Below are 24,527 nucleotides of genomic sequence, written 5' to 3'. Positions count from 1 at the left end.
GCGTGGGCATGTATCTGGAACGCTTTCGCGTCGCCGATCGCGTCGCCGTGGTCACGGGCGGAGCCAGCGGCATCGGCCTTTCCTGCGCCGAGGCGCTGGCCGAAGCCGGTGCTCGCGTGGTCGTGGCCGACCTGAAGGCGGAGGTCATCGATCAGGCCGTCGCGGCCCTGACGGCCAAGGGTCTGGCGGCCGAGGGCGTCGTCATGGACGTGTCCGACGCCGGGGCGGTCGGGCGGGCGGCGGACGAACTGGTCGCACGGCTGGGCCGCGTCGATATCCTGGTCAACAACGCCGGCATCGCGCGCAGCGAAATCGCGGCCGAGGCCATGGAGGACGAGCGCTGGCTGAACGTCCTCGACATCAACCTGAACGGCACCTTCTGGTGCGCGCGCGCCTTCGGCCGGCACATGCTGGCGCGAGGGTCGGGCAGCATCGTCAATGTCGGGTCGATGAGCGGCTTCATCGTCAACCGGCCCCAGGGCCAGGCGCACTACAACGCGTCCAAGGCGGCGGTGCATCAACTGACCCGGTCGCTGGCGGCGGAATGGGGCGCACGGGGGGTGCGGGTCAATGCGGTGGCCCCGACCTATATCGCCACCCCCCTGAACGCCTTCGCCGATCGCGAAGCCCCGATGTACAAGCGGTGGATCGACTCGACGCCGATGGGGCGGTTGGGCGAACCCGAGGAGGTCGCGTCCGTGGTTCTGTTCCTGGCGTCCGACGCGGCCAGCCTGATGACCGGATCGATCGTCCTGGTCGACGGCGGATACACCTGCTGGTGAGCGCGGCAGGAGCACTGGTCGCCGGTGTCGAGCTGGGCGGGACCAAATGCGTGCTCGTCCTGGGCACGGGACCGGACGACATCCGGGCCGAGGCCCGCATCGCGACGACCACGCCGGTGGAGACCCTGGACGCGATCGACGAGGTGCTGCGACGCTGGCAGGCCAAACATGGATTTCAGGCGGTGGGCGTGGCCAGTTTCGGCCCGATCCAGCTGGACCCCACCTCGCCCGACCACGGGCGCATCGTCAATACGCCCAAGCCCGGCTGGTCGGGGGCGAACGTGCTGGGGCGGGCGCGGCGGTGGGGCGTGCCCATCGGCTTCGACACCGACGTCAACGCCGCCGCCTTCGCCGAGGGACGCTGGGGCGGGGCGGTCGGTCTTTCGTCCTTCGCCTATGTGACCGTCGGAACCGGCATCGGAGTGGGGACCATCGTGGAAGGTCGCTCGATCCGGGGACTGGGCCACACCGAGGCCGGGCATCTTCGGGTCGGACGGCTCGCGGGAGAGGTCTTCGAAGGTGTCTGTCCATTTCATGGCGATTGCGCTGAGGGGCTGGCCTCCGGTCCATCCATCGCTGCGCGGGCGGGATTTCCAGCCGAGACCCTCCGGCGCGGCGATCCGGCCTGGGACGAGCCCGTGTTCGTGCTGGCGGCGCTGATGCACAACCTGGTGCTGACGGTCGCGCCGCAACGGATCCTGATGGGCGGCGGCATCGGCATGGGACAACCGCACCTGTTGCCGCGCATTCGCGCTGCGCTGGTGGACAGCCTGGCGAGCTATGCCCAGGTGCCAGAGATCGCCGCTGCCATACAAACCTTCCTCGTCAATCCGACCCTCGGCCACCGCGCGGGTCCGATGGGGGCCCTGGCCCTGGGGATCGCCGCGCATGACGCGGCGGCAAGACCTATCTGAGAGGTCTTGCCAAACCTGTCTGATAGGTCCAACCTCTGCCTAGCTCTCGAAGAAGAGCGAGGGAGAACGCCGTGGCCCAGACCAATGTGGTTCCAATCGGACCGCCCCATTCGATCATCGTGTCGCACGAAATGACCATCGTCCGCGGCCGGGGTGTCCTCAGCCCCACCGCGATCCCGGACCAGGCCATGGCCGTGGCTTTCGACATGAGCGATGCCAGCCCCAGTCTGACGCTGGTCGGGCGCGCCGGCGTGGCCACCCTGCTGAACCAGGCGGAGGCGGGCCTGCGCGTCGTGCTGTTGCTGGCACCGGCGGTCGTGGACCGGATCGACGGCGGTGTTCGCCCGGGCGCGGAGACCAACGAGACCTATTACCTGCCGTGCGAACTGCGGGCGATCGCTCTGGCGGTCCGCGACTGCACCCGGCGCGGCGAGGCGGCGGAAATCTATCTGGCGGCCAAGAGCATCGAGCTGGTCTATGAGACCTGGGCGGCGCTGGACCAAGGTGCATTGACCTCGATGGCGTCCGGTGACCTGACCCAGGCAGACAGCCGCCGGATCGCTGCCGCCCTGACCCTGATCGAGGCGCGTTGGCACGAAAAGCTGTCGCTGGACGCGGTCGCGGCGGAATGTGGGCTGAACCGCGAGAAGCTGACCCGGGGATTCCGTCAGGTGTTCGCCTGCTCGGTCGGCGAGGCGTTGACGGCGCGTCGCCTGACCGAGGCCAGTCGCATGCTGCTGACCACCGACCTGCCGGTGTCGTCGGTCGGCTACGAGAGCGGCTACATCAACAATGCCAGCTTCGCCCGGGCGTTCGGGCGGCGGTTCGGGGTGTCGCCTTCGGATTTCCGTGCCCGGCATCTGGCGGCCTGAGGATCGAGCGATGAGTGTGACGGATTTTCAGGATCGCGCTCCCGCGAGCGACGCCGAATCCCGCGTGGACTTCGCCATCCGCGCGGTCGGCGACCACATCCGCGAGAACGGCCTGCGTGTCGGCGACAGCCTGCCGGGCGAGGGCTATTTCGCATCCAGCCTGGGTGTCAGTCGCGCGGTCATGCGCGAGGCCTTCGGGGCGATGGCGGCGTTGCGCCTGATCGACGTCGGCAACGGGCGAAAGGCGCGGGTCGGAGCCATCGACGGCTCGATCATCGCCACCTCCATGGACCATGCCGTCAGCACGGCCCAGATCACCGTCGCCCAGATCTGGGATGTGCGCCGGACCATAGAGGTCAAGACGGCCGCCTTGGCGGCGGCCTGCCGGACCGAAGCCGAAGCCGTTCAGATCGTCAGTCTTGCCGAGGCTCTTGCCGGTTCCCGCGATGACCTTGCCGCGACGACGCGCATCGACATTGCCTTTCACGAAGCCATCGCCAAGGCCAGCCACAACGCCCTGTTCGTCCAGATCGTGGCCTCGTTCGCGCCCCTGATGGAGGTCGCGGTTCCGGCGGCCTGGCGCACGCGAAAGGCCGGCCTGCACCCCGACGTCATGCTGGACCGTCACCGCCGAATCGCCGAGGCCATTCGGCGGGGCGACGCGGACGCAGCCGCCGCCGCGATGGACGACCATTTCGACGCCGCGATCCATAGCGATCTGGTCGGCATGGATCGGCGGAGTGCCAACTGATCCTTCCGATCGGCATAGCTTCCGACCTTTCAGATAGGTCGATCCTGGCCTACCCCTGAATGCAACAGCGACCGGGACAATTCCGGCGCAACCCGAGGGGGAACCAGGATGCGCTTCAAGATACTTCTCGCCACCAGTGCCGCCGCCATCGCGCTGACGTCCGGCAATGCCTTCGCTCAGGACAGCCAGTCCGAGCCCACCGCCAGCCAGGTCGACGACGTGGTCGTCACGGCCCGTAAACGCGAAGAACGCCTGCAGGACGTGCCGATCGCCGTCACCGCCGTCTCGGGCGATACGCTGGAGCGCGAACAGATCAACCTGGTCAAGGACGTCGCCGCCCTGACCCCGGGCCTGAACATTTCCTCGGATGCGGTCGGTCGCGCCTTCCTGTCGATCCGCGGCGTTGGCACCACCCTGATCGACACGGTCCAACCCGGCGTCGGCATCTTCATCGACGGCATTTACCAGCCGAACACCTCCTATCTGAACAGCCCGGTCGTGGATGTGGAACGGATCGAGGTGCTGCGTGGCCCACAGGGCACCCTGTTCGGCAACAACACCCTGGGCGGTGCGATCAACGTCATCACGCGCGCCCCGACTGACATCTTCGAGGGCCGCGCCACGGCGAGCTACGCCGGACCGGACAACTACCAGACCTATGGGGCCAGCATCAGCGGCCCGATCATCGAGGGCTCGCTGCGCGGTCGCCTGGCCGCCAGCTATCACAGTCAGGACGGGTTCTCGGAGAACACCCTGGCCGGTGGCGATGCCCGTCCGCTGGAGACGGAATCGGTCAACGGCACCCTCGTGTGGCAGGTGCCCCAGGCCCAGCGCCTCGAGATCAGCCTGAACGCCTACTACAACCGCGTGACCGGTTCCCAGACCGCCTATTCCCGCTCGACCGGGCCGACCGTCTATGTCGAGGATACGCGGCTGAACCAGAACTCGATCGCCCAGTACGACTACTCGGGCGTCAACGCCAAGCTGGTGGCCGACCTGGACACCAAGACCACGATGACCGGCATCCTGGCCTATGACAAAAAGGAAGGCCGGGCGTCGGGCGACGGCGACTTCGGCCCCGTGCCGATCATCAACGTCGTGGACGGCCGCAACGACCGCGAAACCTACACCGGCGAGTTCCGCTTCGACACCGCCTGGTCGGACCGCCTGTCGACCCTGATCGGCGTTTTCGCCAACCACTCGACCAGCACCGACAACGTGTCGCGGACCATCGACCTGGGCCTGCTGCTGGGTGCTGCGCCCGCTGGCGTCGTCGTCGTCCCCAGCGTGACCAGCCAGACCGACGAGCTGCAGTCGCAAGCCATCTATGCCAACGCCTTCTATGACCTGAGCGACACCCTGGAGCTTTCCGCCGGCATCCGTTTCGACCATCAGGAGGTCAAGGTAACAGGCCGCGGCCGATACACCGCCGACGAATGGCAGCCGCGCGTGACCCTGTCTCAGCACTGGACGCCGAACCACACCTCCTATGCCTCGATCTCGCGCGGCTTCCGGGGTGGGGGTGCCAACACGCCGGGTGCCCCCAACCCGTTCTGGCAGGGCGACTCGGTCTGGACCTACGAGGTCGGCGACAAACTGACCAACGACAGCCGCACCCTGACCGTCAATACGGCCGTCTACTACAACGACTACAGCCACTATATCGGCCAGAATTCGCTGACCCCGGCCCTGGTCGCGGTCAACCTGAACACCGGCGACGTGGAGGCCTATGGAGTCGAGGTCGAAGGTGTCTGGTCGCCGAACGAGGTCTTCCAGTTGCGCGGCGGCGGCACCTACAACCACGCCCGCATCACCGACGATTCGGAATACCGGGCCGTCATCGGCACGGGCCTGGCCTCGGATCGCATCCTGTTCCAGCCGGACTGGCAGGGCTTCGTGACCGCCAGCCTGACCTATCCGGTCGGTCCTGGCGAACTGCACACCGACCTGACCGCCAGCTACAAGGGCGAGCGTGTGGGATCGAGCCTGAGCCCCACCTTCGCCCCGACCCTGGAGGGCTACACGGTCGTCAACGCCAACGTGGCCTATGAGTGGGACAACTACACCGTGGCCGTATTCGCCACCAACCTGCTGGACGAGGATTACTACGACTCGTACCTCGACAAGTCTTTGCTGGGGGCCTTCGGGTTCCCGGCGGCAGCGGTCAGCGACCTGGGCATTACCGGGGATGGCCGTCGGGTCGGCGTGCGTCTGAACGCGCGGTTCTAGGGCCGGCGGACGGAGTAGCGTCATGAGCGCCTTGCCGACGTCGTTTCAGTCCCAGGTCTTGCCGAGCGCCATGCTCGGCGGGCTGCGGGCGATCTTCGGAGATCGCCTGCACCTGGGCGAGGCCATGCGATCCCAGCACGGCGCGTCCGAAAGCCATTTCGCGACGGTCATGCCCGATGCGGTCGTCTTCGCCCACTCGACCGAGGAGGTCGTCGCCCTGGTGCAGCTTTGCGTTCAGCACGGCGTGCCGGTGATCCCCTACGGCGCCGGCACCTCGATCGAGGGCAACACCACGCCAACACGCGGCGGTGTGACCGTCGATCTGTCCGAGATGAACGCCATCTTGCAGGTCAATGCGGAGGACGCCGACGTCACGGTCCAGGCCGGTGTGCGTCGCGAGCAGTTGAACGAACACCTGCGTGACGTCGGTCTGTTCTTCCCCATTGATCCGGGAGCCAACGCCACGATCGGCGGAATGGCCTCGACCCGGGCATCGGGCACCAATGCGGTCCGATATGGCACGATGCGTGAGGCGATCCTGTCCCTGCGGGTCGTGACGCCGGACGGACGCGATATCCGTACCGCGCGTCGTGCCCGCAAATCGGCGGCCGGCTACGACCTGACCCGGCTGATGATCGGAGCGGAGGGGACCCTCGGCATCATCACCGAAGTGACCCTGAGGCTGCACGGCATCCCCGAGGCCATCCTGTCGGCGGTGTGCAGTTTCGACAGCCTGTCCGGCGCGGTCGATACGGTGGTGCAGTCGATCCAGCTTGGGGTTCCGCTGGCCCGGGTCGAGATCCTGGACGACGTCCAGATGAAGGCCGTCAATGCGTGGTCGAACCTCGATTATCCCGAGACGACCACCCTGTTCTTCGAATTCCACGGCTCCGAGGCCTATGTCCAGGAACAGGTCGAGACGGTCTCGGCCATCGCCGCGGACAACGGCGGGTCCGCCTTCCAGTGGTCCAACCTGCCGGAGGAACGCGCCCGGCTGTGGAAGGCCCGGCACGAGGCCTATTACGCCGCCGTCGGTCTGCGAAAGGGTGCCGTGGGCTGGGCCACCGACGTCTGCGTGCCGATCAGCCGCCTGGCCGAATGCATTCTGGAAACCAAGAAGGATCTGGCGCTGGCCACCATTCCGGCGACCATCCTGGGTCATGTCGGCGACGGCAACTTTCACGTCGTCTTCGTGCTGGACCCGAACCGGCCCGAAGAGGCGACCGAGGCCGAGGCCTTGAACCACAGACTGGTCCGTCGCGCGCTCGATATGGACGGCACCTGCACCGGCGAACACGGCATCGGTCTGGGCAAGCAGGACTGGCTGGTGGAGGAACTCGGCGACGCGGTCGAGATGATGCGGACGATCAAGCGCGCCATCGACCCGCAGAACCTGTTCAATCCCGGCAAGATCTTCAGCCTGTGACGCGGCCGACGAACACCCGGCGTCTGGTCGACCCCGCGCTGCTGAACCTGCTGGACGCCTGGCCGCAGGTGGATCTGGCCGATGACCTCCTGCAGATCATCCGCGGCGTTGATCGCATGCCGATGCCGGAGATCAGCGAAGCGGCACGCGCGGTACGGCTGGAACGCCGCTCCGCGCCAGGCCTGAACGGAGCCCCGGACGTGGGTCTGCTGGTCTATCGGCCCGCGCAGGACGCAGGTCCCGTCGGCTGCATCTACCACGTCCATGGCGGCGGCTATGTGATCGGCAGCGTAGATGCGCAGGAGGCCATGCATCGCGCCATGGTCGCGCAGTTGGGCTGCGTGATCGTGACGGTCGACTATCGCCTGGCGCCTGAGACGGTGTTTCCGGGCGCGATCGAGGATTGCTATGCGGGTCTGGCCTGGACCTTCTCCCAGGCAGGCGATCTCGGTATCGACGCCGCCCGGATCGGCGTGATGGGCGAGAGCGCGGGCGGTGGGCTGGCGGCGGCGCTGGGGCTGATGGCGCGCGATCGGGGCCAGCACGCGCTGGCGTTTCAGCATCTGATCTACCCGATGCTCGACGACCGGACCTGCACCCATCCCGACCCGCATCCTTACGCGGGCGAGTTCATCTGGACGCCGCACAACAATCGCTTCGGCTGGGCCGCTCTGCTGGGCCAGGAGCCGGGCGGCGAGGGGATCAGTCCCTATGCGGCGGCGGCGCGAGCGGACGACCTGACCGGCCTGCCGCCGACCTTCATCTCCACCGGGGCGCTCGATCTGTTCCTGGAAGAGGACATCGAATACGCGCGGCGGCTGATGCGCGCCGGCGTCCCGACCGAACTGCACGTCTATTCCGGTGGCTTCCACGGTTTCGACTTCGATCCGGCCGCCGAGATATCGGCCAATGCGCGGCGCGACAGCCTGAACGCCCTATCCCGTTTTCTGAAGGGCGCCTGAGCGCGCCGGAGGCCTGACCATGGCGATCCTGACAGTCGATCCGACGCCCGGCGACGCGCTATCGCGGGTGATCAACGACCAGCCCATTCGAAAAACGGCTTGGCGGGCCGTGATGCTGGTGTCCCTGATCGTCCTGGTTGCAGGGATCGTGCGTCTGGCCTTCTCCCCCGTGCAAGAGGCCGCCAAGCTGGAGTTGGGGCTCAGCGATTATCAGATAAGCCTGATCCAGGGCATCGCCGCTGCCCTGCCGGTGGCGGTGCTCGCCATCCCGCTGGGCTGGCTGACCGACCATTCGAAGCGTACGCGGCTGATGAAGATCCTGGGTCTGTGCTGGACGGTCGGCATGATCAGCACGGCCTTCGCAGGCGACTTCTACAGCCTCTTCGTCGCTCGCATGCTGGCGGGCATCGGGACCATGAGCGTCATCCCTCTGGCGGTTTCGCTGCTGTCGGACCTTTCGGTGCCGGCGCAGCGCGGTCGGGCGATGCTGTTCCTGGGCATGGGCAATACGCTAGGGCCGGCGCTGGCCTTCGTGGTGGGCGGCGTGCTGTTCACGGCCTTCTCCGGAAACCTGGATCTGCCGGGCCTGCAGCTTTCGGCATGGCGCGAGGCGTCGCTGGTTCTGGGTGCCGTCAGCGCCCTGGCCATGCTGGTGCAGTTCATCATCCGCGAGCCTGCACGTCACGAGGTGGAAAACACCAGCAACGATCTGGGCCTGATGCTGAAGGCGCTGGGCCGTCGGTGGAAGTTCCTGCTGCCGCTGTTCGTCGGTCAGATCAGCGTGGTTATGGCCGACGCCGCCGCGGGCGTCTGGGCCGTGCCGGTCATGCAGCGCGATCTGCTGCTGACGACGGGCGAGGCGAGCGGGCTGCTGGGCGGTATGCTGCTGATCGCGGGCGTTCTGGGTCCGGTCATCGCCGGCTTCGTCGCCGATCGAGGCCACAAAAGCTCGATACGGGGCGGCATTCTGATGGGAGCGGTCGTGGCCGCGGCCGTCGGCGTTCCTGCGGCGATCTTCCCGATCATCAGCTCGGTCCCGGCGTTTGCGCTGGTCCTGTTCCTGTTGCTGGCGGCCGGCTCGATCACCGGCCTGGTCACCGCCACCGCCATCGCCGTCCTGGTCCCTAACGAGGAGCGCGGCGTCTGTCTCGGGGCCTTCATGATCCTGGGGTCGCTGGTCGGTCTGGGCATTTCCCCGATCCTGGTGACCCTGGGCAGCCGGGCGCTGGGAGGCGAGCAGCACCTGGGCCTCGCGCTGGCCGTCGTCGGCGTCGGTGCGGGTCTGATCTCTCTGATGGGCTTCGTCGTCGCTATGATGAACGCCCCCGCTCCGATCGCCGAAGTCGCGCCCTGAACCGCGATCTCGTCGATACGTCACGACTTGACGACATGTGATGTTATCTCATAACACTTGATCTCATCGTTATGAGGTCGCCATGTCCGCTGTCCGCTCCGCTCTCGCCTCGAATCGCGCTCTGCTTTTGGCTGCGGCCGGCTGGACCGTGCTCGGGGGCACAGCGTTCGCTCAGACGGCGCCTCGAACCCAGGCTGACACCCTTGACGACGTGGTTGTCACCGCGACCCCCTATGGCGTGAGCCAGCGCGCCTCCGTGATCGCCACCGATATCGTGGACGAGCAGGCGCTGGCCGTGGCACCCGCGCAGTCGCTCGGAGACATGCTGGCCAGCCAGCCGGGCCTGCGCTCCAACAGCTTCGCCCCGGGCGCAAGCCGCCCGGTGATCCGCGGCCTGTCGGGTCCGCGCGTGCAGGTCCTGTCCAACGGCATCGGCCTGATCGACGCCTCCTCGGTGTCGCCCGACCATGCCGTGGCCACCGACCCGGCCGAGGCCAATCGCATCGAGGTGGTGCGCGGACCCTCGACCCTGATCTATGGCGGTTCGGCCATCGGCGGTGTGGTCAACATCATCGACAACCGCATCCCGACCGAACAGCCTGAAGGTGGCGTCGACGGTGTGATCTCGACCCAGGCCTCCAGCGTCGATGACGGACGCTCGATCTTCGGTCGTCTGACCGTCGGCGCCGGTCCGTTCGCCTTCAATATCGACGGCGTCAAGCGCTCGACCGAGGACTACGACATCCCGTCGCCGGCGCGTTCGGCGCGACTGGCTGATGCGGACGGCGATCCGCGCGGTCCGGGCGGCACCCAGCCCAACTCCTACACGGAGCTCGAGGCCTGGGGCGTCGGCGGCAGCTATATCGGCGATCAGGGATTCCTCGGCGCCTCCTACAAGGAGACGGACAGCGAGTACGGCACGGTCGCCGAACCCACCGTCTTCATCCAGTTGCATCAGACGCGCGAGGACGTGCGCGGCGAATACCGCTTCGACCAGGGTCCGTTCAGCGCCCTGCGCGGCAACTTCGGCCACGCCGAATATACCCACACCGAGTTCGAGGCACCGGGCCAGCCGGGCACCATCTTCAACTCGGACGGCGAGGAAGGCCGCGTCGACCTGGTCCAGCGCGAGCGCGACGGCTGGAACGGCGCGATCGGCGTTCAGGCCCTGAAGCGTAACTTCGCGGCGATCGGTGCCGAGGCCTTCGTGCCAACGACCGACATCGAGGAGCAGGGCCTTTACACCGTTCAGCGTCTGGATCGCGGTTCGATCGGCTTCGAGGGCGGTCTGCGCTTCGACCGCCGGACGCTGACCGCGACGCCTCTGGGTACGACGACGGAGCTCCAGCGCGAATATGACAACGTCTCGGCCTCGGCCGCCGTCTTCGCGCGCCCTGCGCCCGGACTGTTCGTGGCGCTGAGCCTGGCCCACAACGAGCGCGCGCCGTCCGAGGTCGAACTGTTCGCCGACGGGGTCCACATCGCCACGGCGGCCTACGAGACGGGCGACGTCACCCTGGACACCGAAAAGGTCAATACGCTGGAGGCGACGGTCCACTATGACGCCGACCGCTTCACGGGCGACCTGCACCTCTACGGCTCGCGGTACGACGGCTTCATCGATGAACGGGCGACCGGAGTCCTCTTCAACTATGACGGAGAGGATTTCCCGATCTATCGGTTCGTGCAGACGGCTGCGGACTTCTACGGCTTCGAGGCCGAAGGCTCCTATGCCCTGTGGGAGAGCGGGGAGCGCAAGATCGCGATCGAAGGTCAGGCCGACTATGTCAAGGCCGACACCGACCTGGGTCCGGCGGCACGCATTCCTCCATACTCGATCACCGGCCGTCTGGCCTGGACCTCGACCCCGTTGGACGCCAGCGTCGAGGTGCGCCATGTCGGCGAGCAGGACGAGGTCACCGACAACGAACTGCCCACCGACGGCTACACCCTGCTGAACCTGGCCGCCGCCTGGCGTCCGCTGGCGGATCGGAACGTCACCCTGTTCGCCGAGGCCCGGAATCTGACCGACGAGGAAGCGCGCGAGCACGTGTCGTTCCTCAAGGACATCGCGCCCCTGCCGGGGCGGAACTTCCGCGTCGGCGTGGCCTACCGCTTCTAGGCGGCCAGAACACCGTCACGCCGGCAGGGCCGCATCCGATCCCGTCGGTCTCGGCTTCGCCAGGCTCGGGCGCCTACAGGTTCACCACCTCGAACCCGTCCTGGGCCGCCAGCTGTTCGGCCAAGACGGCGCGGTGACAGCCTGCGTGATCGGCTTCGAAGCACAGCAGGGCGACGCGCCTCTCGGTCGCCAGCGTCCTCAGTTCGGCTAGCTGAAGCTGCGACGCCGTTTCGGCCAGGTGATCGGCGAAGATCGCCCGCATTTCGCGGATGTAGCCCTTCTTCGCCGCCTCCCGTCCGGCCTTCGGCGTGCCGAGCGCCCGCAGGTGCAGATAGTCGATGCCCTGGGCCCGCAGGCTTTCGCCCAGGATGGTCTTGGAAAAGCCCGCCCGGCGGGACGCCGCCACGGCGCGCACATCGACCAGGGTCTCGACCCCCGCCGCCTTCAGCCGCCCGATGACGTCGCCTTGCGTCGCCGCCTCGTATCCGATGGTGAACAGTTTCATCGCCGCCATATGGGAACGGACCGGCCCGCGACCAGCGGAGCCTTGACGCGCCCGGCCCGGCGCGGTCGAACACGGGGTCCGATCTCCGCCAACACCGGTGCCCCATGCTTCGCTCGTTCCTGACCGCCGCCGCCTTCGCCGCCCTCGCCCTGCCGGCCAGTGCCCAGGATCTGGTGATCCGGGGCGGCACGATCCATACCGGCGTCGAGGCCTCGCCCACAGCCGAGGTCGTCATCGCGCGCGACGGGCGCATCGCCTATGCCGGATCCGCCGCCGATGCGCCTTCGATCGAAGGACTGCGGGTCATCGACCTGAAGGGTGCGACCCTGTTCCCCGGCTTCACAGACGGCCACGCCCATCTGGACGGCATCGGCTGGCGCGAGCTGACGCTGAACCTGGAAGGATCGACCTCGGTCGCGGATGCCATGGCCCGACTGACGGCATGGGCAGACGCCCATCCCGACGGTGTCATCGTGGGTCGCGGCTGGATCGAGACGCGCTGGCCCGAGAGCGCGAACGGAGCCCGCTTCCTGACCGCCGCCGACCTGGATGTTGCAGCCCCCGGCCGGGTGGTGCTGCTGGAGCGCGCCGACGGGCACGCGGTGACGGCCTCCTCCGCGGCGCTGGCGGCGTTGGGGATCGACGCGGGCACCGCGGCCCCGTTCGGCGGCGACATCCTGAAAGGCGCGGACGGAAAGCCCACAGGCATGTTCGTCGATGCGGCGACCAGCCTGCTGGCCCCGCTGATGCCCCAGGCCGATCCGGAGCAGACGCGTCAGGCCTATCGCGCCGGCTTCCGGGTCGAGGCCGCCTACGGCTGGACCGGCGTGCATTTCATGAGCGCGCCGTGGAAGGACATCCCCCTGCTGGATGCCATGGACGCGGCGGGGGAGGCCCCCTTGCGGGTCTACAACAGCGTCACGCCCGACGGCGCCCAGGCCCTGTTCGCCTCGGGTCCCCGCCAGACGCCGGACGGGCGGGTCATCACGCGCGCCGTCAAATACTACGCCGATGGCGCGCTGGGGTCTCGCGGGGCCGCCTTGTTCGCCCCCTATTCCGACGCGCACCAGACCACGGGCCTGATGCAGATCACGACGGACGAGATCGTGCCGCTGTACGAGCAGGCGCTGCGCTCCGGCATCCAGGTCGCCACCCACGCCATCGGCGATCGGGGCAATGCATCGGTGGCGGAATGGTACGCGACCGCGCTGGAGGCTGTGCCCGCCTCGGAGCGCCCGAACGGAGCCGACGTGCGGCTGCGGATCGAGCACGCCCAGATCCTGCGGCCTTCCGATTACCACTGGTTCAAGGATCTGCCGATCATCGCCTCGATGCAGCCCAGCCACGCCATCGGCGACTTCCATTTCGCGGCGGCCCGGCTCGGCGACGCACGGCTGGACGGGGCCTATGCCTGGCACAGCCTGGTCGATCTGGGCGTCATCGTGGTTGGCGGATCGGATGCACCGGTCGAGCGGGGCGATCCCCTGATCGAATTCTATGCCGCCGTCGCCCGACGCGACCTGGAAGGGTTTCAGGGCCCGGACTGGCGACCGAACGAGGCGGTGGACCGGGCGACGGCTCTGAAGATGTTCACCCTGTGGCCCGCCTACGCCAGTTTCCGCGAAAGCGAGCTCGGCACGATCGAGGTGGGCAAGCGGGCGGACTTCACGGCTTTCGACATCGACCTGATGACGGTGCCCGAGGCGGACATTCCGCACGGCCATGCCGTCCTGACGGTGGTCGACGGCAAGGTGGTCTTCCAGCGTCCCTGACGGGATCAGGGCGCGGCCTGGGCGGCCGGGGGAGCCTCCATCAGCGGAATGGAGGCGACCCGTCTGAGGGTCGCGCCGGGCCGACCGTCCAGTCCGTTCAGGGTCAGGTCCAGCGCGACGGCGGTGACCCCGTCGATCGGTTCGACGATCGCCCTCGGTGTCGCGGTCGTGGGCGGTGGCGGCCAGGCATCGAGCCATTCCCCGCGTCGTCGGTGAAACGTCCAGCGCACGGCGGAAACACCTTCGATCAGCGTCTGCCGGCGTTCGCCCGCCGCGCCCGCCACGGTCCGGGTCAATGTGCTCCCCTCCAATGCGTAGCGCACATTGACGATCTGGCCTGACAGGTTGGTCTTCTGCAGCGACAGCCCATCGGCCGACCCGGCCAGTTCCCCGGAAATCTGGTCCAGATCGGTCGAGACCACCAGCATGGCTCGCTGGATTTCCGCCATCCGCGACAGGCGCGTTTCGGTCGCGCCCTGCGTCCTCAGCACCCCGTCCAGCAGGGTGAATCCGGCCAGGCCGATCAGGGCGAACAGGGCCATGGCGATCAGGACTTCGACGAGGGTGAAACCCTGGCGCGACCGGGCGCGCTTCATGCTATGCGGCGATGAACGCCGGAGAGAGCCCCATGATGAAGGTCTGGAGAACGCGAGACGGCGAGGACGGTCGGGCCGGGGGCGCATTTCAGTTCGAGCGTCTGGCGGTGCGCGTCACCCGCTGGCGCGTGGTGCTGGCGGGCGTCGCGGCCGGAACATATGCGCTGGGCTTGATCGCCATGGCCCCTTCCGAGATCATCGTGAAACGCTCTTCGAACGGCGAGCGGCAGGCGGTCGGCACGGTCTGGGCCGGCGAGCGCGCCATGCCGGGCGGGTTCGGCGCGGGCTGGGCGCTGATGCCCTTCGCGTCGATCCTGCATCTGTCGGCGGCCGAGCGGATCTCCCTGCGGGGACCGGATACCGACGCCTCGACCCAGGTCCTGGCGCGTCCGGGAAGGGTGCTGATCCGCGATCTGGAAGGGACTGTGTCGATGCGGATGCTGAACGCCGTGGCTCCCGGCCTCCCGTTCACCTGCTCGCCCGTGATGCGGCTGGAGGTCGAGGAACTGGCGTTGAAGGGCGCGCCGGCGGGGGCGGGACGCATCCTGACCGGACCGGGCGACTGCGCGGCGACCGGCGGCGCGGCGACGGCGATCGCGCCCCTGACCGGGGCGGTGACGGCCGACGAGGGTGCGTCGAGCGTCGTCTTCACGCGCGCGGGCGGGACCGAGCCGGTGCTGAAGGCGCGGGTCCAGGCGGACGGGACCCTGACGGCTTCGGTGGAGCCGGGTGGCACAGGCCTGTTGCCGGGCATCGGCGCGCCGATGTCGATCGATACGAAGCTGTAGAAGGCTTCGCTCACAACCCCGCCAGATTGTTGAGGTTCACGATCGGCATCAGGATGGCCAGCACCATCAGCAGCACGATGCCGCCCATGACCAGCAGCACACCGGGCTCGACCAGCGACACCAGCGCCTGAACGAGGCCGTCGAGTTCCTGCTCCAGATCCTGCGCGGCGCGTTCTAGACCGTGGCCCAGCTTGCCGGACTGTTCGCCCGCCGCGACGATGGCCAGCAGCAGCGGTGGAAACACGTCGGCCTCGGCCATGGCGCGCCGCAGGGAGGCACCCTCGCGCACCCGGGCCGCCGTCAGGAAGGCACGCTCGCGGGCGAAGCGGTTGGGGGTGACGGCGGCCGAGGCCTGTAGCGCCTCCACCAGCGGCACGTCGGAACGGACCAGGGTCGCCAGCGATCCGGCGAAGCGCGCGGCGTTCAGGTGCTGGACGAAGGTGCGAAAGGGCGGGGTCTTCAGCAGGAACTCGGCGAAGCGGCGGCTGTTCGTGGGCACCGCCAGCCAGCGGTTCCAGGCGATGGCGGCGACAGCGATGGCGATCAACACATAGATGCCGAAGGCCTGGACGAAGGCGGACAGGGCGATCAGGGCGCGGGTCAGGAAGGGCAGTTCGGCCCCGCGCGATACGAACACCTTCACGATGTCGGGGACCACATAGACCATCATCAGGGTGATCATCAGCAGCGACACGACCGCCAGCAGGGCGGGATAGAGCAGGGCCAGCTGGACCTTGCGTCGCGCCTTTTCCTGGTTGCCGACGAACTCGGTCAGGTGGGCCAGGACGGTCGCCAGCTTGCCCGACTGTTCGCCCGCCGCGATCGAGGCCCGGTAGAATTCGGGGAAGACCTTGGGGTGGCGGGCCAGGGCCGAGGCGAAGCTGCGCCCTTCCAGGATGGCGGCGCGGACGTCGGTCAGGACCACGCCGATCGGCTGGCCCTCGGTCTGCTGGGCGGCGATCCGCAGGGCCTCCTCGATGCGGATATCCGAGCCGATCAGGGTCGAGAGCTGGCGGGTCACGGCCGACAGGGTCTTGGCGCTGATGCCCCGCTGGAAGATGACGATGCCCTTCGACAGATCGGTCTTGCGGCGTTCCCCCGCGAGGGCCACGCCGGTGGGCAGCAGGCCCCGGTCGCGGACCAGCTGGCGCGCCCCCACGTCGGAGGCGGCCTCGAGCGTGCCCTTGTGGGGCTTGCCCTCGGTGTCGACCGCCTGGAAGGCATAGACGGGCATCAGGCGTCTTCCCGGACCACGCGCGCGACTTCCTGCACCGAGGTGTCACCGGCCAGGGCTTTGGCGGCGCCGTCCTCGAGCAGGCCGGGGCCGCGCTGGCGGGCCAGACGGATCAGGTCGGCCTCGGCCATGCCGTCATGGATAGCCTGCTGCATCTCGGCGTCGATCTCGATGACCTCATAGACGCCGAGACGACCCTTGTAGCCCTCGCCCCGACATTCGGGGCAGCCGACGGGGCGGAAGATGCGGGCGCCGACGGGGACCACGCCGCCGGTCAATTCGCTGTCGGCCTGCGTCGCCTCGGCGGGCGACTTGCAGTGCGGACACAGGCGGCGGACCAGGCGCTGGGCGATAAGGCCGGACAGCATGGGAGCCAGCAGATAGCGTTCGACGCCCATGTCGATCAGCCTCGTTACGCTGCCCACCGCCGTGTTGGTATGCAGGGTCGACAGCATCAGGTGGCCGGTCATGGAGGCACGCACGGCGACCTCGGCTGTCTCGTGGTCGCGGATCTCGCCGACCATGATGACGTCGGGGTCCTGACGCAGGATGGCGCGCAGGCCCCGGGCGAAGGTCAGGTCGATGCGGGCGTTGACCTGCATCTGGCCGATGCCGTCCAGGGCGTATTCGATCGGGTCCTCGACCGTCATGATGTTGCGGCGGCGATCGTTGAGGCGCGTCAGGGCGGAATAGAGGGTGGTCGTCTTGCCGGAGCCGGTCGGGCCGGTGACCAGGATCACGCCGTGGGGCCGGGTGATCAGGCGCTCGAAGGTGTCGAGGTCGCGCGGGCTCATGCCCAGCTGGGCCAGGTCCAATGAGGTCGAACCCCGGTCCAGCAGGCGCAGGACGACCCGCTCGCCGTGCTGGGACGGGATGGTCGAGACGCGGACGTCAACGTCCAGGCCGCCGATGCGAAGGGTCACGCGGCCGTCGTGGGGCACGCGTTTCTCGGCGATGTCCAGGCGGGCCATGACCTTGATCCGGCTGACCAGCAGGGGGGCCAGGGCGCGGGCGGGTTCGAGCACCTCGCGCAGGACGCCGTCGATGCGGAAGCGGACGATCAGCCGCTTTTCCTCGGCCTCGATATGGATGTCGGAGGCCCCGTCGCGGATGGCCTGGAGCAGCAGGGCGTTGATCAGGCGCACCACCGGCGCGTCGTCACGGCTGTCCAGCAGGTCGTCGACGGCGGCGGCGTCCTCGGCCAGGGCGGCCAGGTCATCTTCGGACGCGGCGAAATCGGCGGCGGGCGCGGCCTCGCCTCCCGTCTGTTCGCGAAGGGTGGCGTCGAAACGGTCGTCGTCCACCGCCTCGAAGGCGATGGCACCACCCGCGACGCGGCGCACCTCCAGCAGGGTCTCCAGCGTCGCCGAGCGACGGTGAAGGCAGATCAGTCTGTCGCCGCCAGTCAGGATCATGGCTCCACGCCGCCGGGCGAACCCGTACGCGAGAGGGGTGGGGGCGATGGTGATGTCTTCGGCGAGGCTCATGGCTGGACCCGCGCAGATACGTTGACGACGCCCGGCTGGCTGCCCCGGTCGATGCGGACGGCGGACAGCGTCGCGCCCGAGGCCTCCAACCCGGCCAGCCACGGAACGACGCTGTCGTACCGGGCCTCGGTCACCGTGACGGTGGCACCGTCGCCGTCGGGGGTGACGCTGGCGGGAACGATGCCGAAGGTCGCGGCCTGGGCCGGGATCGCGGCTTCCAGTGGCCCCGAGAGCCCCGGCGTCGTGGCTCCGACCGGACCGGCGGTACGAACGCGGACCATGACGGTCTCATAGGCGGCGATGCGACCGATGGCGGTGGCGCGGGCGTCCAGCAACGGCTGCAGGATCAGCAGCCACAGCACCGCGACAGTCAGAAAGCCGCCCAGCACGGCCAGAAGAATCTGCTCGCGGCGGGACCGACCGGCGTACCATGCCGTGGCGGCGTCGAGAGCGGGAGAGGCGCGGTTCAGGATGACGGGGGCTTTCATCCGGCCGCTCCCGTCGCGACCTTGAGCGTGGCGTTCAGGCCATTGGTGGCGGTGGTCGCGTCCACGCCGGACGGCGCGCCGCTGGCGGTCAGGCCGGTCGCGGTCAGGGCCTGGACGGCGCGGTCCAGGGTCGCGGCATCCGAGACGACGACGCCCAGGTCGAGACTGCCGGGGCTGTAGGTCGCGCTGTTGAAGGCCACCGCCCCGGCCCCGGGCAGAGCTCCGGACGTCTGGGCGAGAAGGCGGGTAAAGGGACGAACGCCGGACCCGGCATTGGGCACGATACGGTCGGCGGCGGCGATGATGTCCTCGTCCGGCGTGGTGGCCGGAGCGACGGCCTGCAGGACGGCGCGCGCCTCGGTCTCTTTCCTGTCGGCCATGCGATCGAGCAGGAAGGTGTCGAGACCCAGCAGGGCGATATGGGCGACGACGCCAAGGCTGGCCACGAGAGCCAGGGTTCGCAACGCCGAGGCGGAGGTGGCGCGGGTGGCGGCATAGGCGCCCTGGCGCAGGTCCAGCGGAGGCAGGATAATGGCGGGTTCGCCCAGGGCACCGAGGTGGACCGACTCGGCTTCGACGGCTTCGGCGAAGGCTGCGGGCAGGGCGTCGCCCAGCGGGATCAGACGCGGGTGACCGGCGACGGTCCAGGCCCCTTCCAGCGATGACAGCGGCAGGGCGAACCCGCCGCCGGTGTCCGTGCGGACCAGGCAGCGCTCGCCGTCCGCGCGCACGACCCAGGCACCTGCGGGCGGCAGAGGCAGGGCCAGGGCGTCCGGCATCAGGATCGCGGGATCCAGGTCGGCCTCGGCCAGCAGGGCGACCCAGGCCTGCATCCGGGCATGGCGGACGACGCCCGCGATATGGCGGCGCGGTGCCACCTCTGTCCCCAAGGCAAAATGCAGGGTCGCCAGCGGCTCGGCGACCGCATCCTCCAGGGCGAAGGGCAGGGCGGCGATGCGCTGCGCGCGGGTGGCAAAGGGGAGGTCGACCGGGAGGGTCAGAACGTCTTCGGACGGCACCAGAACCGTGGTGGGTCCGGAATAAGATCGGTCCACTGCCAAGATTCTGTCATCGACAATACGCCATAAGCCATGACTTGGAAGGTTCGAACGGACAGGTCGGCCGAGCATCGGGGGAACTCTGTAGAATGGCGTGGCTGCAAGGCGCACCCCGGTCTATAGCAGCCAAAATCCACCTGTCGCCACTGCCCGCGTTGATGAGAAAAAGTGTCATGATTACTTTGTCGGAACGTCATCCAGCGGCGGCGCGACGCCGGAATCGCCGGGCGGGACTGACACTGGTCGAGATGATCGTGGTGCTGGCCATCATCGCCGTGGTCGCGGTCCTGATCGTGCCCAACGTGATCGGCCGCCCGGACCAGGCGCGGGTGACGGTGGCCAAGACCGATCTGAAGACGATCGCCACCGCGCTGCGGGTCTATCGCCTGGACAATGGTGATTATCCGACCACGGAACAGGGCCTGCAGGCCTTGGCGACCAGGCCGACCTCGCCGCCCGAGCCGATGTCCTATGCGGCCGACGGTTATCTGCCCGAGGTGCCGACCGATCCGTGGGGCAAGCCCTATATCTACCGCAGCCCGGGGACGGGTGGAGCCTACGACCTTCTGTCCTACGGCAAGGACGGCAAGGAAGGCGGCGAAGGGCTCGATGCCGATCTGAGCGACAAGACGCGCTGATGGTCCGTGCCGGGGCACACATCGGCGGCGTTCGCAGGGTCCATCGGTCGGGCATGACCCTGGTCGAGATTCTGGTCGTCCTGGCCATCGTCGGCGTGATGGCGGGGGTCGTGACCCTGGGCGTCGGCCTGGGCGATCGCGGACTGGGTGTCGAGAGCGAGGCGAACCGGCTGGCCGATCGGCTGCGGCTGGCGTCCGACGAGGTGCTGACCACGCGACGCCCGCTGCAACTGTCCTTCGACGCCGAAGGCTACGGCTTCGTGCGCGGCGACGGTCAGGCGGACCGGGTCGTGGACGCCCTGGCCGAGCGGCACCGGCTGCCGGACGGCGTCCGCATGGTCGGACTGGGCGTAGCTTCGCCCGTGACGATCGATCCCGATGGAGCCCAGCCCGTGGCGGCGTTCGGCCTCGCCAAGGGCGACCGGCGCTGGCGTGTTGAGTTCGACGGGCTGAACGCGACGGCGACGCCCGTGGCTGTGGAGGCCGCGGCATGAGACGCGCCCGCTGTGACCGTCCTGGATATTCGCTGATGGAGGCGCTGGTGGCGCTGTTCATCCTGGCCATCGCAACCGTCGGCCTGACCCGGGCGACCCAGTCCCACGTCGATGGCGTGCGCGGCCTCGAGCAGCGGGTCGTCGCACAGTGGGTGGCAGAGAATCGGCTGGTGGAATTGAACCTTCGAGGCGGTGCGGTCTCGCCCGATGTATCGACCGTGCGGATGATGGATCGGAACTGGGACGTGCGGGTCGCGAGACGCGCGACCGACGATCCGGATCTGGTGGCCGTCGATGTCGCCGTGGGACCGCGCGGGACACGACAGGACCTGGTGCGCCTGTCCGGATTCGTCGATCGCCTGTCGGGCGCGTCGACATGAGCCCGGATCGTCGCGACGAGATCGCGCTGAGGATCGTCAGCGTCGCCGTCGTCGGGTCGCTGGCCCTGGCGCTGGCGGGACTGACCTGGCGGCTGACGGGGTGGGATGACGGACGCAGCGAGGTCGCCGTGGCCGACACCTTGCCGCCGTTAGGCGCGCCTGCGGGCGGGGCGGACACCGATGTCGCGCGCATTGTCGGGCTCGCGCCGTTCGGCGGTGGCTCGGAACTGGTAGGCGGTCTGCCGGCGTCCAGCCTCGGGCTGGTGCTGAAGGGCGTGCTCATGGCCTTCCCGCCCAGCGCTTCGACGGCCTTGATCGCGTTGGGCGACGGACCGGCCGCGATCTATGGCGTGGGCCAGTCGCCGGCCGGAAATGCGGTCATCGAGGCGATCGGCGTCGATCATGTGATCCTCAAGGTCGGGGAGGCGCGCGAGCGGCTGGATTTCCCAGCCCCCGTCGCGAGCGCGGTGCCCGCGGGCACCGCGCCGTCAGGCACCGGCATCACGGTAGCCCCTGTTGGATCGCCCACCCTTTCGCCGGAAGCCCAGGCCGCTCTGGCCAGCGCCTCGCCCATCTCGAGCGCCGCTGCCGCTGCGGCCGGTGCGACGGCGCGAGCGCCCGTCGCCTCGGCCGGGCCCGCGCCCGATGTCGGCCAGACCGCCGCCGCGCTCGGTGCCTCCGCGAGCGCCAGAGGCTATCGCATCGGCGCGAACCCCTCGGCCGAACTGCGCCGCTTCGGCCTGCAGCCCGGCGACGTCATCGAGAGCCTGAACGGCCAGCCCGTCGGCGATGCCGCAAACGACCAGGCGCTGATCAACCGCGCGCGCGAGGCCGGTCAGGCCAGCGTCGTCGTGGTCAGGGGCGGTCGCCGTCTCACCCTCAACTTTCCCCTTCGCTAGGAGCCCGGCGTGACCAAGTCCTTCCGCCTGACCACCACCTGCCTCCTGGCCCTGACTCTGGTCGCCGGACCTGTTGCGCCCGTGACCATGGCTCAGACCGTGGCACCCGCGCCCGTCGCGATGCAGGACGTGGTCATCAACATGCGCGGGGCCGACATCAAGGATGTGGCCGAACAGGTATCGCGCATCACAGGCCGCACCCTGGTGCTGGACCCCCAGGTTCAGGGACAGGTCAATGTGGTTTCGGCCGAACCCCTGAGCCGCAACGGCGTGTGGGAACTGTTCCTGTCCGTGCTGCGGACCTCCGGCTTCGCGGCCGTGCGCAGCGGTAATGTCTGGCGTGTCGTGCCCCAGGCGACCGTGGTGCAAAGCGGGGCGTCCGAGACCGGTGCGGCCGTATCGAACCAACAGATCATCACCCGATTGATCCGCCTGCGAAACCTGCCCAGCGACCAGGCGGTGCGGGCGCTGCGGCCGCTGGTGTCCTCATTCGGAGCGATCGAGGCCATCACCGAGCCGAACGGCGTGGTCGTGACCGACTATGCCGAGAATATTCGCCGGGTTCAGCAACTGGCGTCCAACCTGGACAGCGGCGGCGGCTCGAGCTTCGACAGCATCGCCCTGCGTTATGCCGATGCGGAGGCGGTGGCGGCCTCGGTCGGAGCGTTGCTCGGATCGGACGCCGGAGGACCGCGGGTCAGTGCGGATGCCCGCTCCAATGTCCTCCTGGTGCGGGGCGACGCCGCTGATATCGCCCAGGCCCGCTCGATCGTGGCGGCTCTGGACACGCCCGGCGGGGCGACCCCGGTGACGCGGGTCGTCCGTCTGCGGAATTCGGACGCGGAAGCGATCACCGAGATCGTCCGTGGCCTGCTGGGCGGGGAACCGTCGGCGACCAATCCGGTGGCGCGTTCGCTGCGTCAGGACACGGGTCTGGCCAGCCTCAGCGCGACGAACCGCGACGTCGCCGCCCAGGCCGCCAGCACTCTGTCGTCATCGGGTGAAGGGGGATCGACACCCCTGCCGGCGTCCGGCAACAGCGCGCGATCCGCCAGCTTTACCCTGGAGGGCGTGACGGTCCAGGCGTCGCCGGAGCTGAACGCCGTGGTGATGCGAGGGCCGCCCGCCACCGTGGAGATGCTGCAGGATCTAATCAACCAGCTGGACCTGCGCCGGGCCCAGGTGAAGATCGAGGTCGCCATCGTCGAGATCACGGGCGAACTGGGCGAACAGATCGGGGCTCAACTGGCCGTCGGCGGCGCCGTGCCCGCCGACGGCGTGATCGGCGGCACCAGTTTCTCCAATGCCGGCAACGACCTGGGCATCGTCCTGAGCGCGCTGGGTTATCCGGCCGGGCGGTTGCTGGGGCAGGGGCTGTCGCTGGCCGCGGGGTCGGAGGGCGATTTCGGTCTGCTGCTTCAGGCCCTGGGCACCAACAGCGCGGCGAACCTCCTGTCCGCGCCCAGCGTGACCGTGCTGGACAACGATCCGGCCGAGATCGTGGTCGGCCAGAACGTGCCGTTCCGGACCGGCAGTTTCGCCACCGACGGCAACTCGACCAATCCGTTCACCACCATCAGTCGCGAGGACGTCGGCCTGACGCTGCGGGTCATTCCGCGCGTGCACGAGGGTGGGGTGGTCAAGCTGGAGGTCAGCCAGGAAGTGTCGTCGCTGGTCACGACGAATGTGACGGGGGCGGCCGATCTCGTCACCAACCGCCGCAGCATCCAGACCTCGGCCCTCGCCGACGACGGCCAGACCATCGTGCTGGGCGGACTGGTCACCGACGACCGGATGTCCAACAACAGTCGGGTGCCGGGGCTGAGCAGCATTCCCCTGGTGGGCAACGCCTTCCGATCGCGCCGCGACAGCCAGACCCGACGCACCCTGTTCATCTTCCTGAAGCCCACCATCCTGCGCACGAGCGAGGATGTGGCGGCCTCGGCTCGCGAGAGTTTCGACCGGCTGCGCGCCGTCGAGCCGGCGCGCGTCGACCCCTCGCGCCCGGCGCCGATCGCTCGCGATCCCCGTCTGCCGGCCGAGGTCGACGACGTCTTCTAGAGGGGCGGGCGGGTCTCGAACCGGGGAATGACCAGGTCGGGATCGCCGTCGCCTGCATCCACCGAGGGGACGATGCTCTGGCGCTGATCGGTCAGGCGCAGCAGCGGCTCGGCGGCCGGTCCGGCGGCCCGGGATCGACGATAGATCGTCTGGCCGCCCAGCAGGGCCCCGGCTCCGGCGGAAGCTCCGGCGAAAAACAGCAGCAGCGCGCTCATGGCACCGTCCCACCAGCGGGCGCGTCCATAGACGGCGACGGGCGCGGACTCGGAAACGACACGGGCAGAACCCGTGGGCACGGCGGGTGAGGGAAGCGCCATCAACACGCCACCCCGGGCGATCAGGGCGGGCACATTGGCGCGCGGGACCAGGGCATAGGCTCCCGGTCGCGTGCGTATCAGGGCGATGTCCTGATCCAGCAAGGCCGTTCCGAAATCCTGCAGCAGGGCCGGGCCGGAATAGAGGCCATCGGCGAAGAAGGTGACGATCCCGTCTTCGATCGCCGGATCGACCTCGAGCTCATAGCCCAGCGCCGAAACGACAACGTCCCGGGCGGCGTCCGCGACCGGCGTCGCCGTGAAGCTGAAGACATAGAATTGCACCGGCTCGGCGGCGGTGGAGGTCATCGACGTGGCCGTCGGCACCCGCGCCGACGCGGTGTCTGGGGCCAGCATCAGAGCCATCAGAAGCAGTCCGGAGGCACGGGTCAGCATGGGTG

The 24,527-nt window shown here is 68.7% G+C and carries 23 protein-coding genes; 16 read left to right on the top strand and 7 right to left on the bottom strand.

Translation table 11 applies throughout. From position 1 onward, the window contains the following. The first annotated feature begins 8 nt into the window (after nt 1-8). The 9 genes from AC1DW4_RS09205 to AC1DW4_RS09165 all read left to right on the top strand — a co-directional run bounded on the left by AC1DW4_RS09205 (nt 9) and on the right by AC1DW4_RS09165 (nt 11,412). The gene (locus AC1DW4_RS09205) at nt 9-782 is read left to right on the top strand and encodes an SDR family NAD(P)-dependent oxidoreductase (protein WP_477016963.1); all 774 of its coding nucleotides are present in this window, start codon (nt 9-11) and stop codon (nt 780-782) included. Continuing rightward, the gene (locus AC1DW4_RS09200; protein ID WP_477016962.1) at nt 779-1,696 is read left to right on the top strand and encodes an ROK family protein; all 918 of its coding nucleotides are present in this window, start codon (nt 779-781) and stop codon (nt 1,694-1,696) included. Before AC1DW4_RS09205 ends, AC1DW4_RS09200 begins: the two co-directional genes overlap by 4 nt. Before the next feature lie 71 nt (nt 1,697-1,767). Next, nucleotides 1,768-2,568 carry a helix-turn-helix domain-containing protein gene (locus AC1DW4_RS09195; RefSeq protein ID WP_477016961.1) on the top strand — a complete coding sequence of 267 codons (801 nt, stop codon included), beginning with the start codon at nt 1,768-1,770 and terminating at the stop codon, nt 2,566-2,568. A gap of 10 nt (nt 2,569-2,578) precedes the next feature. Continuing rightward, a complete protein-coding gene (locus AC1DW4_RS09190; RefSeq protein WP_477016960.1) occupies nt 2,579-3,319 on the top strand; it encodes a FadR/GntR family transcriptional regulator in 741 nt (246 codons plus the stop codon). A gap of 108 nt (nt 3,320-3,427) precedes the next feature. After that, nucleotides 3,428-5,548 carry a TonB-dependent receptor gene (locus tag AC1DW4_RS09185; protein ID WP_477016959.1) on the top strand — a complete coding sequence of 707 codons (2,121 nt, stop codon included), beginning with the start codon at nt 3,428-3,430 and terminating at the stop codon, nt 5,546-5,548. 22 nt (nt 5,549-5,570) lie between these two features. Further along, entirely contained in the window at nt 5,571-6,974 is a 1,404-nt protein-coding gene (locus tag AC1DW4_RS09180) for an FAD-linked oxidase C-terminal domain-containing protein (RefSeq protein WP_477016958.1), read from the top strand. Continuing rightward, nucleotides 6,971-7,936 carry an alpha/beta hydrolase gene (locus AC1DW4_RS09175; protein ID WP_477016957.1) on the top strand — a complete coding sequence of 322 codons (966 nt, stop codon included), beginning with the start codon at nt 6,971-6,973 and terminating at the stop codon, nt 7,934-7,936. The genes AC1DW4_RS09180 and AC1DW4_RS09175 overlap by 4 nt, the downstream gene beginning before the upstream one ends. Before the next feature lie 19 nt (nt 7,937-7,955). Next, complete coding sequence (locus AC1DW4_RS09170) at nt 7,956-9,290, top strand: MFS transporter (protein ID WP_477016956.1); 1,335 nt, start codon at nt 7,956-7,958, stop codon at nt 9,288-9,290. Between the two features lie 82 nt (nt 9,291-9,372). Beyond that, a complete protein-coding gene (locus AC1DW4_RS09165; protein ID WP_477016955.1) occupies nt 9,373-11,412 on the top strand; it encodes a TonB-dependent receptor in 2,040 nt (679 codons plus the stop codon). A gap of 73 nt (nt 11,413-11,485) precedes the next feature. Here the strand turns inward: AC1DW4_RS09165 and AC1DW4_RS09160 are convergent, their stop codons facing one another. Further along, complete coding sequence (locus AC1DW4_RS09160; RefSeq protein WP_477016954.1) at nt 11,486-11,917, bottom strand: DUF488 domain-containing protein; 432 nt, start codon at nt 11,915-11,917, stop codon at nt 11,486-11,488. Between the two features lie 104 nt (nt 11,918-12,021). On the opposite strand from AC1DW4_RS09160, the gene AC1DW4_RS09155 reads away from it, so the two are divergent. After that, nucleotides 12,022-13,689, top strand: coding sequence for an amidohydrolase (locus AC1DW4_RS09155; protein ID WP_477016953.1), 1,668 nt, complete (start codon nt 12,022-12,024; stop codon nt 13,687-13,689). Nucleotides 13,690-13,694: 5 nt separating this feature from the next. On the opposite strand, the gene AC1DW4_RS09150 is transcribed toward AC1DW4_RS09155, so the two are convergent. Then, nucleotides 13,695-14,285, bottom strand: coding sequence for a type II secretion system protein GspJ (locus AC1DW4_RS09150; protein ID WP_477016952.1), 591 nt, complete (start codon nt 14,283-14,285; stop codon nt 13,695-13,697). 32 nt (nt 14,286-14,317) lie between these two features. Here AC1DW4_RS09150 and AC1DW4_RS09145 point away from each other — a divergent pair, with 32 nt between their 5' ends. After that, nucleotides 14,318-15,073, top strand: a complete 756-nt coding sequence (locus AC1DW4_RS09145; RefSeq protein WP_477016951.1) for a hypothetical protein — start codon at nt 14,318-14,320, stop codon at nt 15,071-15,073. A gap of 10 nt (nt 15,074-15,083) precedes the next feature. Here the strand turns inward: AC1DW4_RS09145 and AC1DW4_RS09140 are convergent, their stop codons facing one another. The 4 genes from AC1DW4_RS09140 to gspL are packed head-to-tail and all read right to left on the bottom strand — an operon-like array spanning nt 15,084 to nt 19,337. Continuing rightward, on the bottom strand, nt 15,084-16,307 hold the full coding sequence (locus AC1DW4_RS09140; protein WP_477016950.1) for a type II secretion system F family protein: 1,224 nt from the start codon (nt 16,305-16,307) through the stop codon (nt 15,084-15,086). Then, the gene (gene gspE / locus AC1DW4_RS09135; protein ID WP_477016949.1) at nt 16,307-17,794 is read right to left on the bottom strand and encodes a type II secretion system ATPase GspE; all 1,488 of its coding nucleotides are present in this window, start codon (nt 17,792-17,794) and stop codon (nt 16,307-16,309) included. The genes AC1DW4_RS09140 and gspE overlap by 1 nt, the downstream gene beginning before the upstream one ends. Further along, complete coding sequence (gene gspM / locus AC1DW4_RS09130) at nt 17,791-18,282, bottom strand: type II secretion system protein GspM (protein ID WP_477016948.1); 492 nt, start codon at nt 18,280-18,282, stop codon at nt 17,791-17,793. Before gspM ends, gspE begins: the two co-directional genes overlap by 4 nt. After that, nucleotides 18,279-19,337 carry a type II secretion system protein GspL gene (gspL, locus tag AC1DW4_RS09125; RefSeq protein WP_477016947.1) on the bottom strand — a complete coding sequence of 353 codons (1,059 nt, stop codon included), beginning with the start codon at nt 19,335-19,337 and terminating at the stop codon, nt 18,279-18,281. Before gspL ends, gspM begins: the two co-directional genes overlap by 4 nt. Nucleotides 19,338-19,513: 176 nt before the next feature. Here gspL and gspG point away from each other — a divergent pair, with 176 nt between their 5' ends. From gspG to gspD, 5 genes are read left to right on the top strand one after another with little or no spacing between them, the layout of a single operon-like run. Further along, nucleotides 19,514-19,978, top strand: a complete 465-nt coding sequence (gene gspG / locus AC1DW4_RS09120) for a type II secretion system major pseudopilin GspG (RefSeq protein ID WP_477016946.1) — start codon at nt 19,514-19,516, stop codon at nt 19,976-19,978. Beyond that, the gene (locus AC1DW4_RS09115) at nt 19,978-20,472 is read left to right on the top strand and encodes a GspH/FimT family pseudopilin (RefSeq protein WP_477016945.1); all 495 of its coding nucleotides are present in this window, start codon (nt 19,978-19,980) and stop codon (nt 20,470-20,472) included. Before gspG ends, AC1DW4_RS09115 begins: the two co-directional genes overlap by 1 nt. Beyond that, nucleotides 20,469-20,852 carry a type II secretion system minor pseudopilin GspI gene (gspI, locus tag AC1DW4_RS09110; protein WP_477016944.1) on the top strand — a complete coding sequence of 128 codons (384 nt, stop codon included), beginning with the start codon at nt 20,469-20,471 and terminating at the stop codon, nt 20,850-20,852. Before AC1DW4_RS09115 ends, gspI begins: the two co-directional genes overlap by 4 nt. Further along, nucleotides 20,849-21,751 carry a type II secretion system protein N gene (locus tag AC1DW4_RS09105; RefSeq protein ID WP_477016943.1) on the top strand — a complete coding sequence of 301 codons (903 nt, stop codon included), beginning with the start codon at nt 20,849-20,851 and terminating at the stop codon, nt 21,749-21,751. Before gspI ends, AC1DW4_RS09105 begins: the two co-directional genes overlap by 4 nt. Before the next feature lie 9 nt (nt 21,752-21,760). Beyond that, the gene (gene gspD / locus AC1DW4_RS09100; RefSeq protein ID WP_477016942.1) at nt 21,761-23,812 is read left to right on the top strand and encodes a type II secretion system secretin GspD; all 2,052 of its coding nucleotides are present in this window, start codon (nt 21,761-21,763) and stop codon (nt 23,810-23,812) included. Here gspD and AC1DW4_RS09095 read toward each other — a convergent pair. Next, nucleotides 23,809-24,522 (bottom strand): hypothetical protein, encoded by a 714-nt coding sequence (locus tag AC1DW4_RS09095; RefSeq protein ID WP_477016941.1) that lies wholly within the window; start codon nt 24,520-24,522, stop codon nt 23,809-23,811. The two genes, gspD and AC1DW4_RS09095, sit on opposite strands and share 4 nt — an antisense overlap. Nucleotides 24,523-24,527: the final 5 nt, after the last annotated feature.

Source organism: Brevundimonas sp. P2_A6 (genome assembly GCF_056404975.1).
This window is presented reverse-complemented; position numbering and strand designations above follow the sequence as displayed.

What these genes read in the sequence shown, in the direction of transcription:
- AC1DW4_RS09205 (WP_477016963.1), top strand. Translation starts at nt 9, where the DNA reads ATGTATCTGGAACGCTTTCGCGTCGCCGATCGCGTCGCCGTGGTCACG.
- AC1DW4_RS09190 (WP_477016960.1), top strand. Translation starts at nt 2,579, where the DNA reads ATGAGTGTGACGGATTTTCAGGATCGCGCTCCCGCGAGCGACGCCGAA.
- AC1DW4_RS09185 (WP_477016959.1), top strand. Translation starts at nt 3,428, where the DNA reads ATGCGCTTCAAGATACTTCTCGCCACCAGTGCCGCCGCCATCGCGCTG.
- AC1DW4_RS09180 (WP_477016958.1), top strand. Translation starts at nt 5,571, where the DNA reads ATGAGCGCCTTGCCGACGTCGTTTCAGTCCCAGGTCTTGCCGAGCGCC.
- AC1DW4_RS09170 (WP_477016956.1), top strand. Translation starts at nt 7,956, where the DNA reads ATGGCGATCCTGACAGTCGATCCGACGCCCGGCGACGCGCTATCGCGG.
- AC1DW4_RS09165 (WP_477016955.1), top strand. Translation starts at nt 9,373, where the DNA reads ATGTCCGCTGTCCGCTCCGCTCTCGCCTCGAATCGCGCTCTGCTTTTG.
- AC1DW4_RS09160 (WP_477016954.1), bottom strand. Translation starts at nt 11,917, where the DNA reads ATGAAACTGTTCACCATCGGATACGAGGCGGCGACGCAAGGCGACGTC.
- AC1DW4_RS09155 (WP_477016953.1), top strand. Translation starts at nt 12,022, where the DNA reads ATGCTTCGCTCGTTCCTGACCGCCGCCGCCTTCGCCGCCCTCGCCCTG.
- AC1DW4_RS09150 (WP_477016952.1), bottom strand. Translation starts at nt 14,285, where the DNA reads ATGAAGCGCGCCCGGTCGCGCCAGGGTTTCACCCTCGTCGAAGTCCTG.
- AC1DW4_RS09145 (WP_477016951.1), top strand. Translation starts at nt 14,318, where the DNA reads ATGATGAAGGTCTGGAGAACGCGAGACGGCGAGGACGGTCGGGCCGGG.
- AC1DW4_RS09140 (WP_477016950.1), bottom strand. Translation starts at nt 16,307, where the DNA reads ATGCCCGTCTATGCCTTCCAGGCGGTCGACACCGAGGGCAAGCCCCAC.
- gspE (WP_477016949.1), bottom strand. Translation starts at nt 17,794, where the DNA reads ATGAGCCTCGCCGAAGACATCACCATCGCCCCCACCCCTCTCGCGTAC.
- gspM (WP_477016948.1), bottom strand. Translation starts at nt 18,282, where the DNA reads ATGAAAGCCCCCGTCATCCTGAACCGCGCCTCTCCCGCTCTCGACGCC.
- gspG (WP_477016946.1), top strand. Translation starts at nt 19,514, where the DNA reads ATGATTACTTTGTCGGAACGTCATCCAGCGGCGGCGCGACGCCGGAAT.
- AC1DW4_RS09115 (WP_477016945.1), top strand. Translation starts at nt 19,978, where the DNA reads ATGGTCCGTGCCGGGGCACACATCGGCGGCGTTCGCAGGGTCCATCGG.
- gspI (WP_477016944.1), top strand. Translation starts at nt 20,469, where the DNA reads ATGAGACGCGCCCGCTGTGACCGTCCTGGATATTCGCTGATGGAGGCG.
- AC1DW4_RS09105 (WP_477016943.1), top strand. Translation starts at nt 20,849, where the DNA reads ATGAGCCCGGATCGTCGCGACGAGATCGCGCTGAGGATCGTCAGCGTC.
- AC1DW4_RS09095 (WP_477016941.1), bottom strand. Translation starts at nt 24,522, where the DNA reads ATGCTGACCCGTGCCTCCGGACTGCTTCTGATGGCTCTGATGCTGGCC.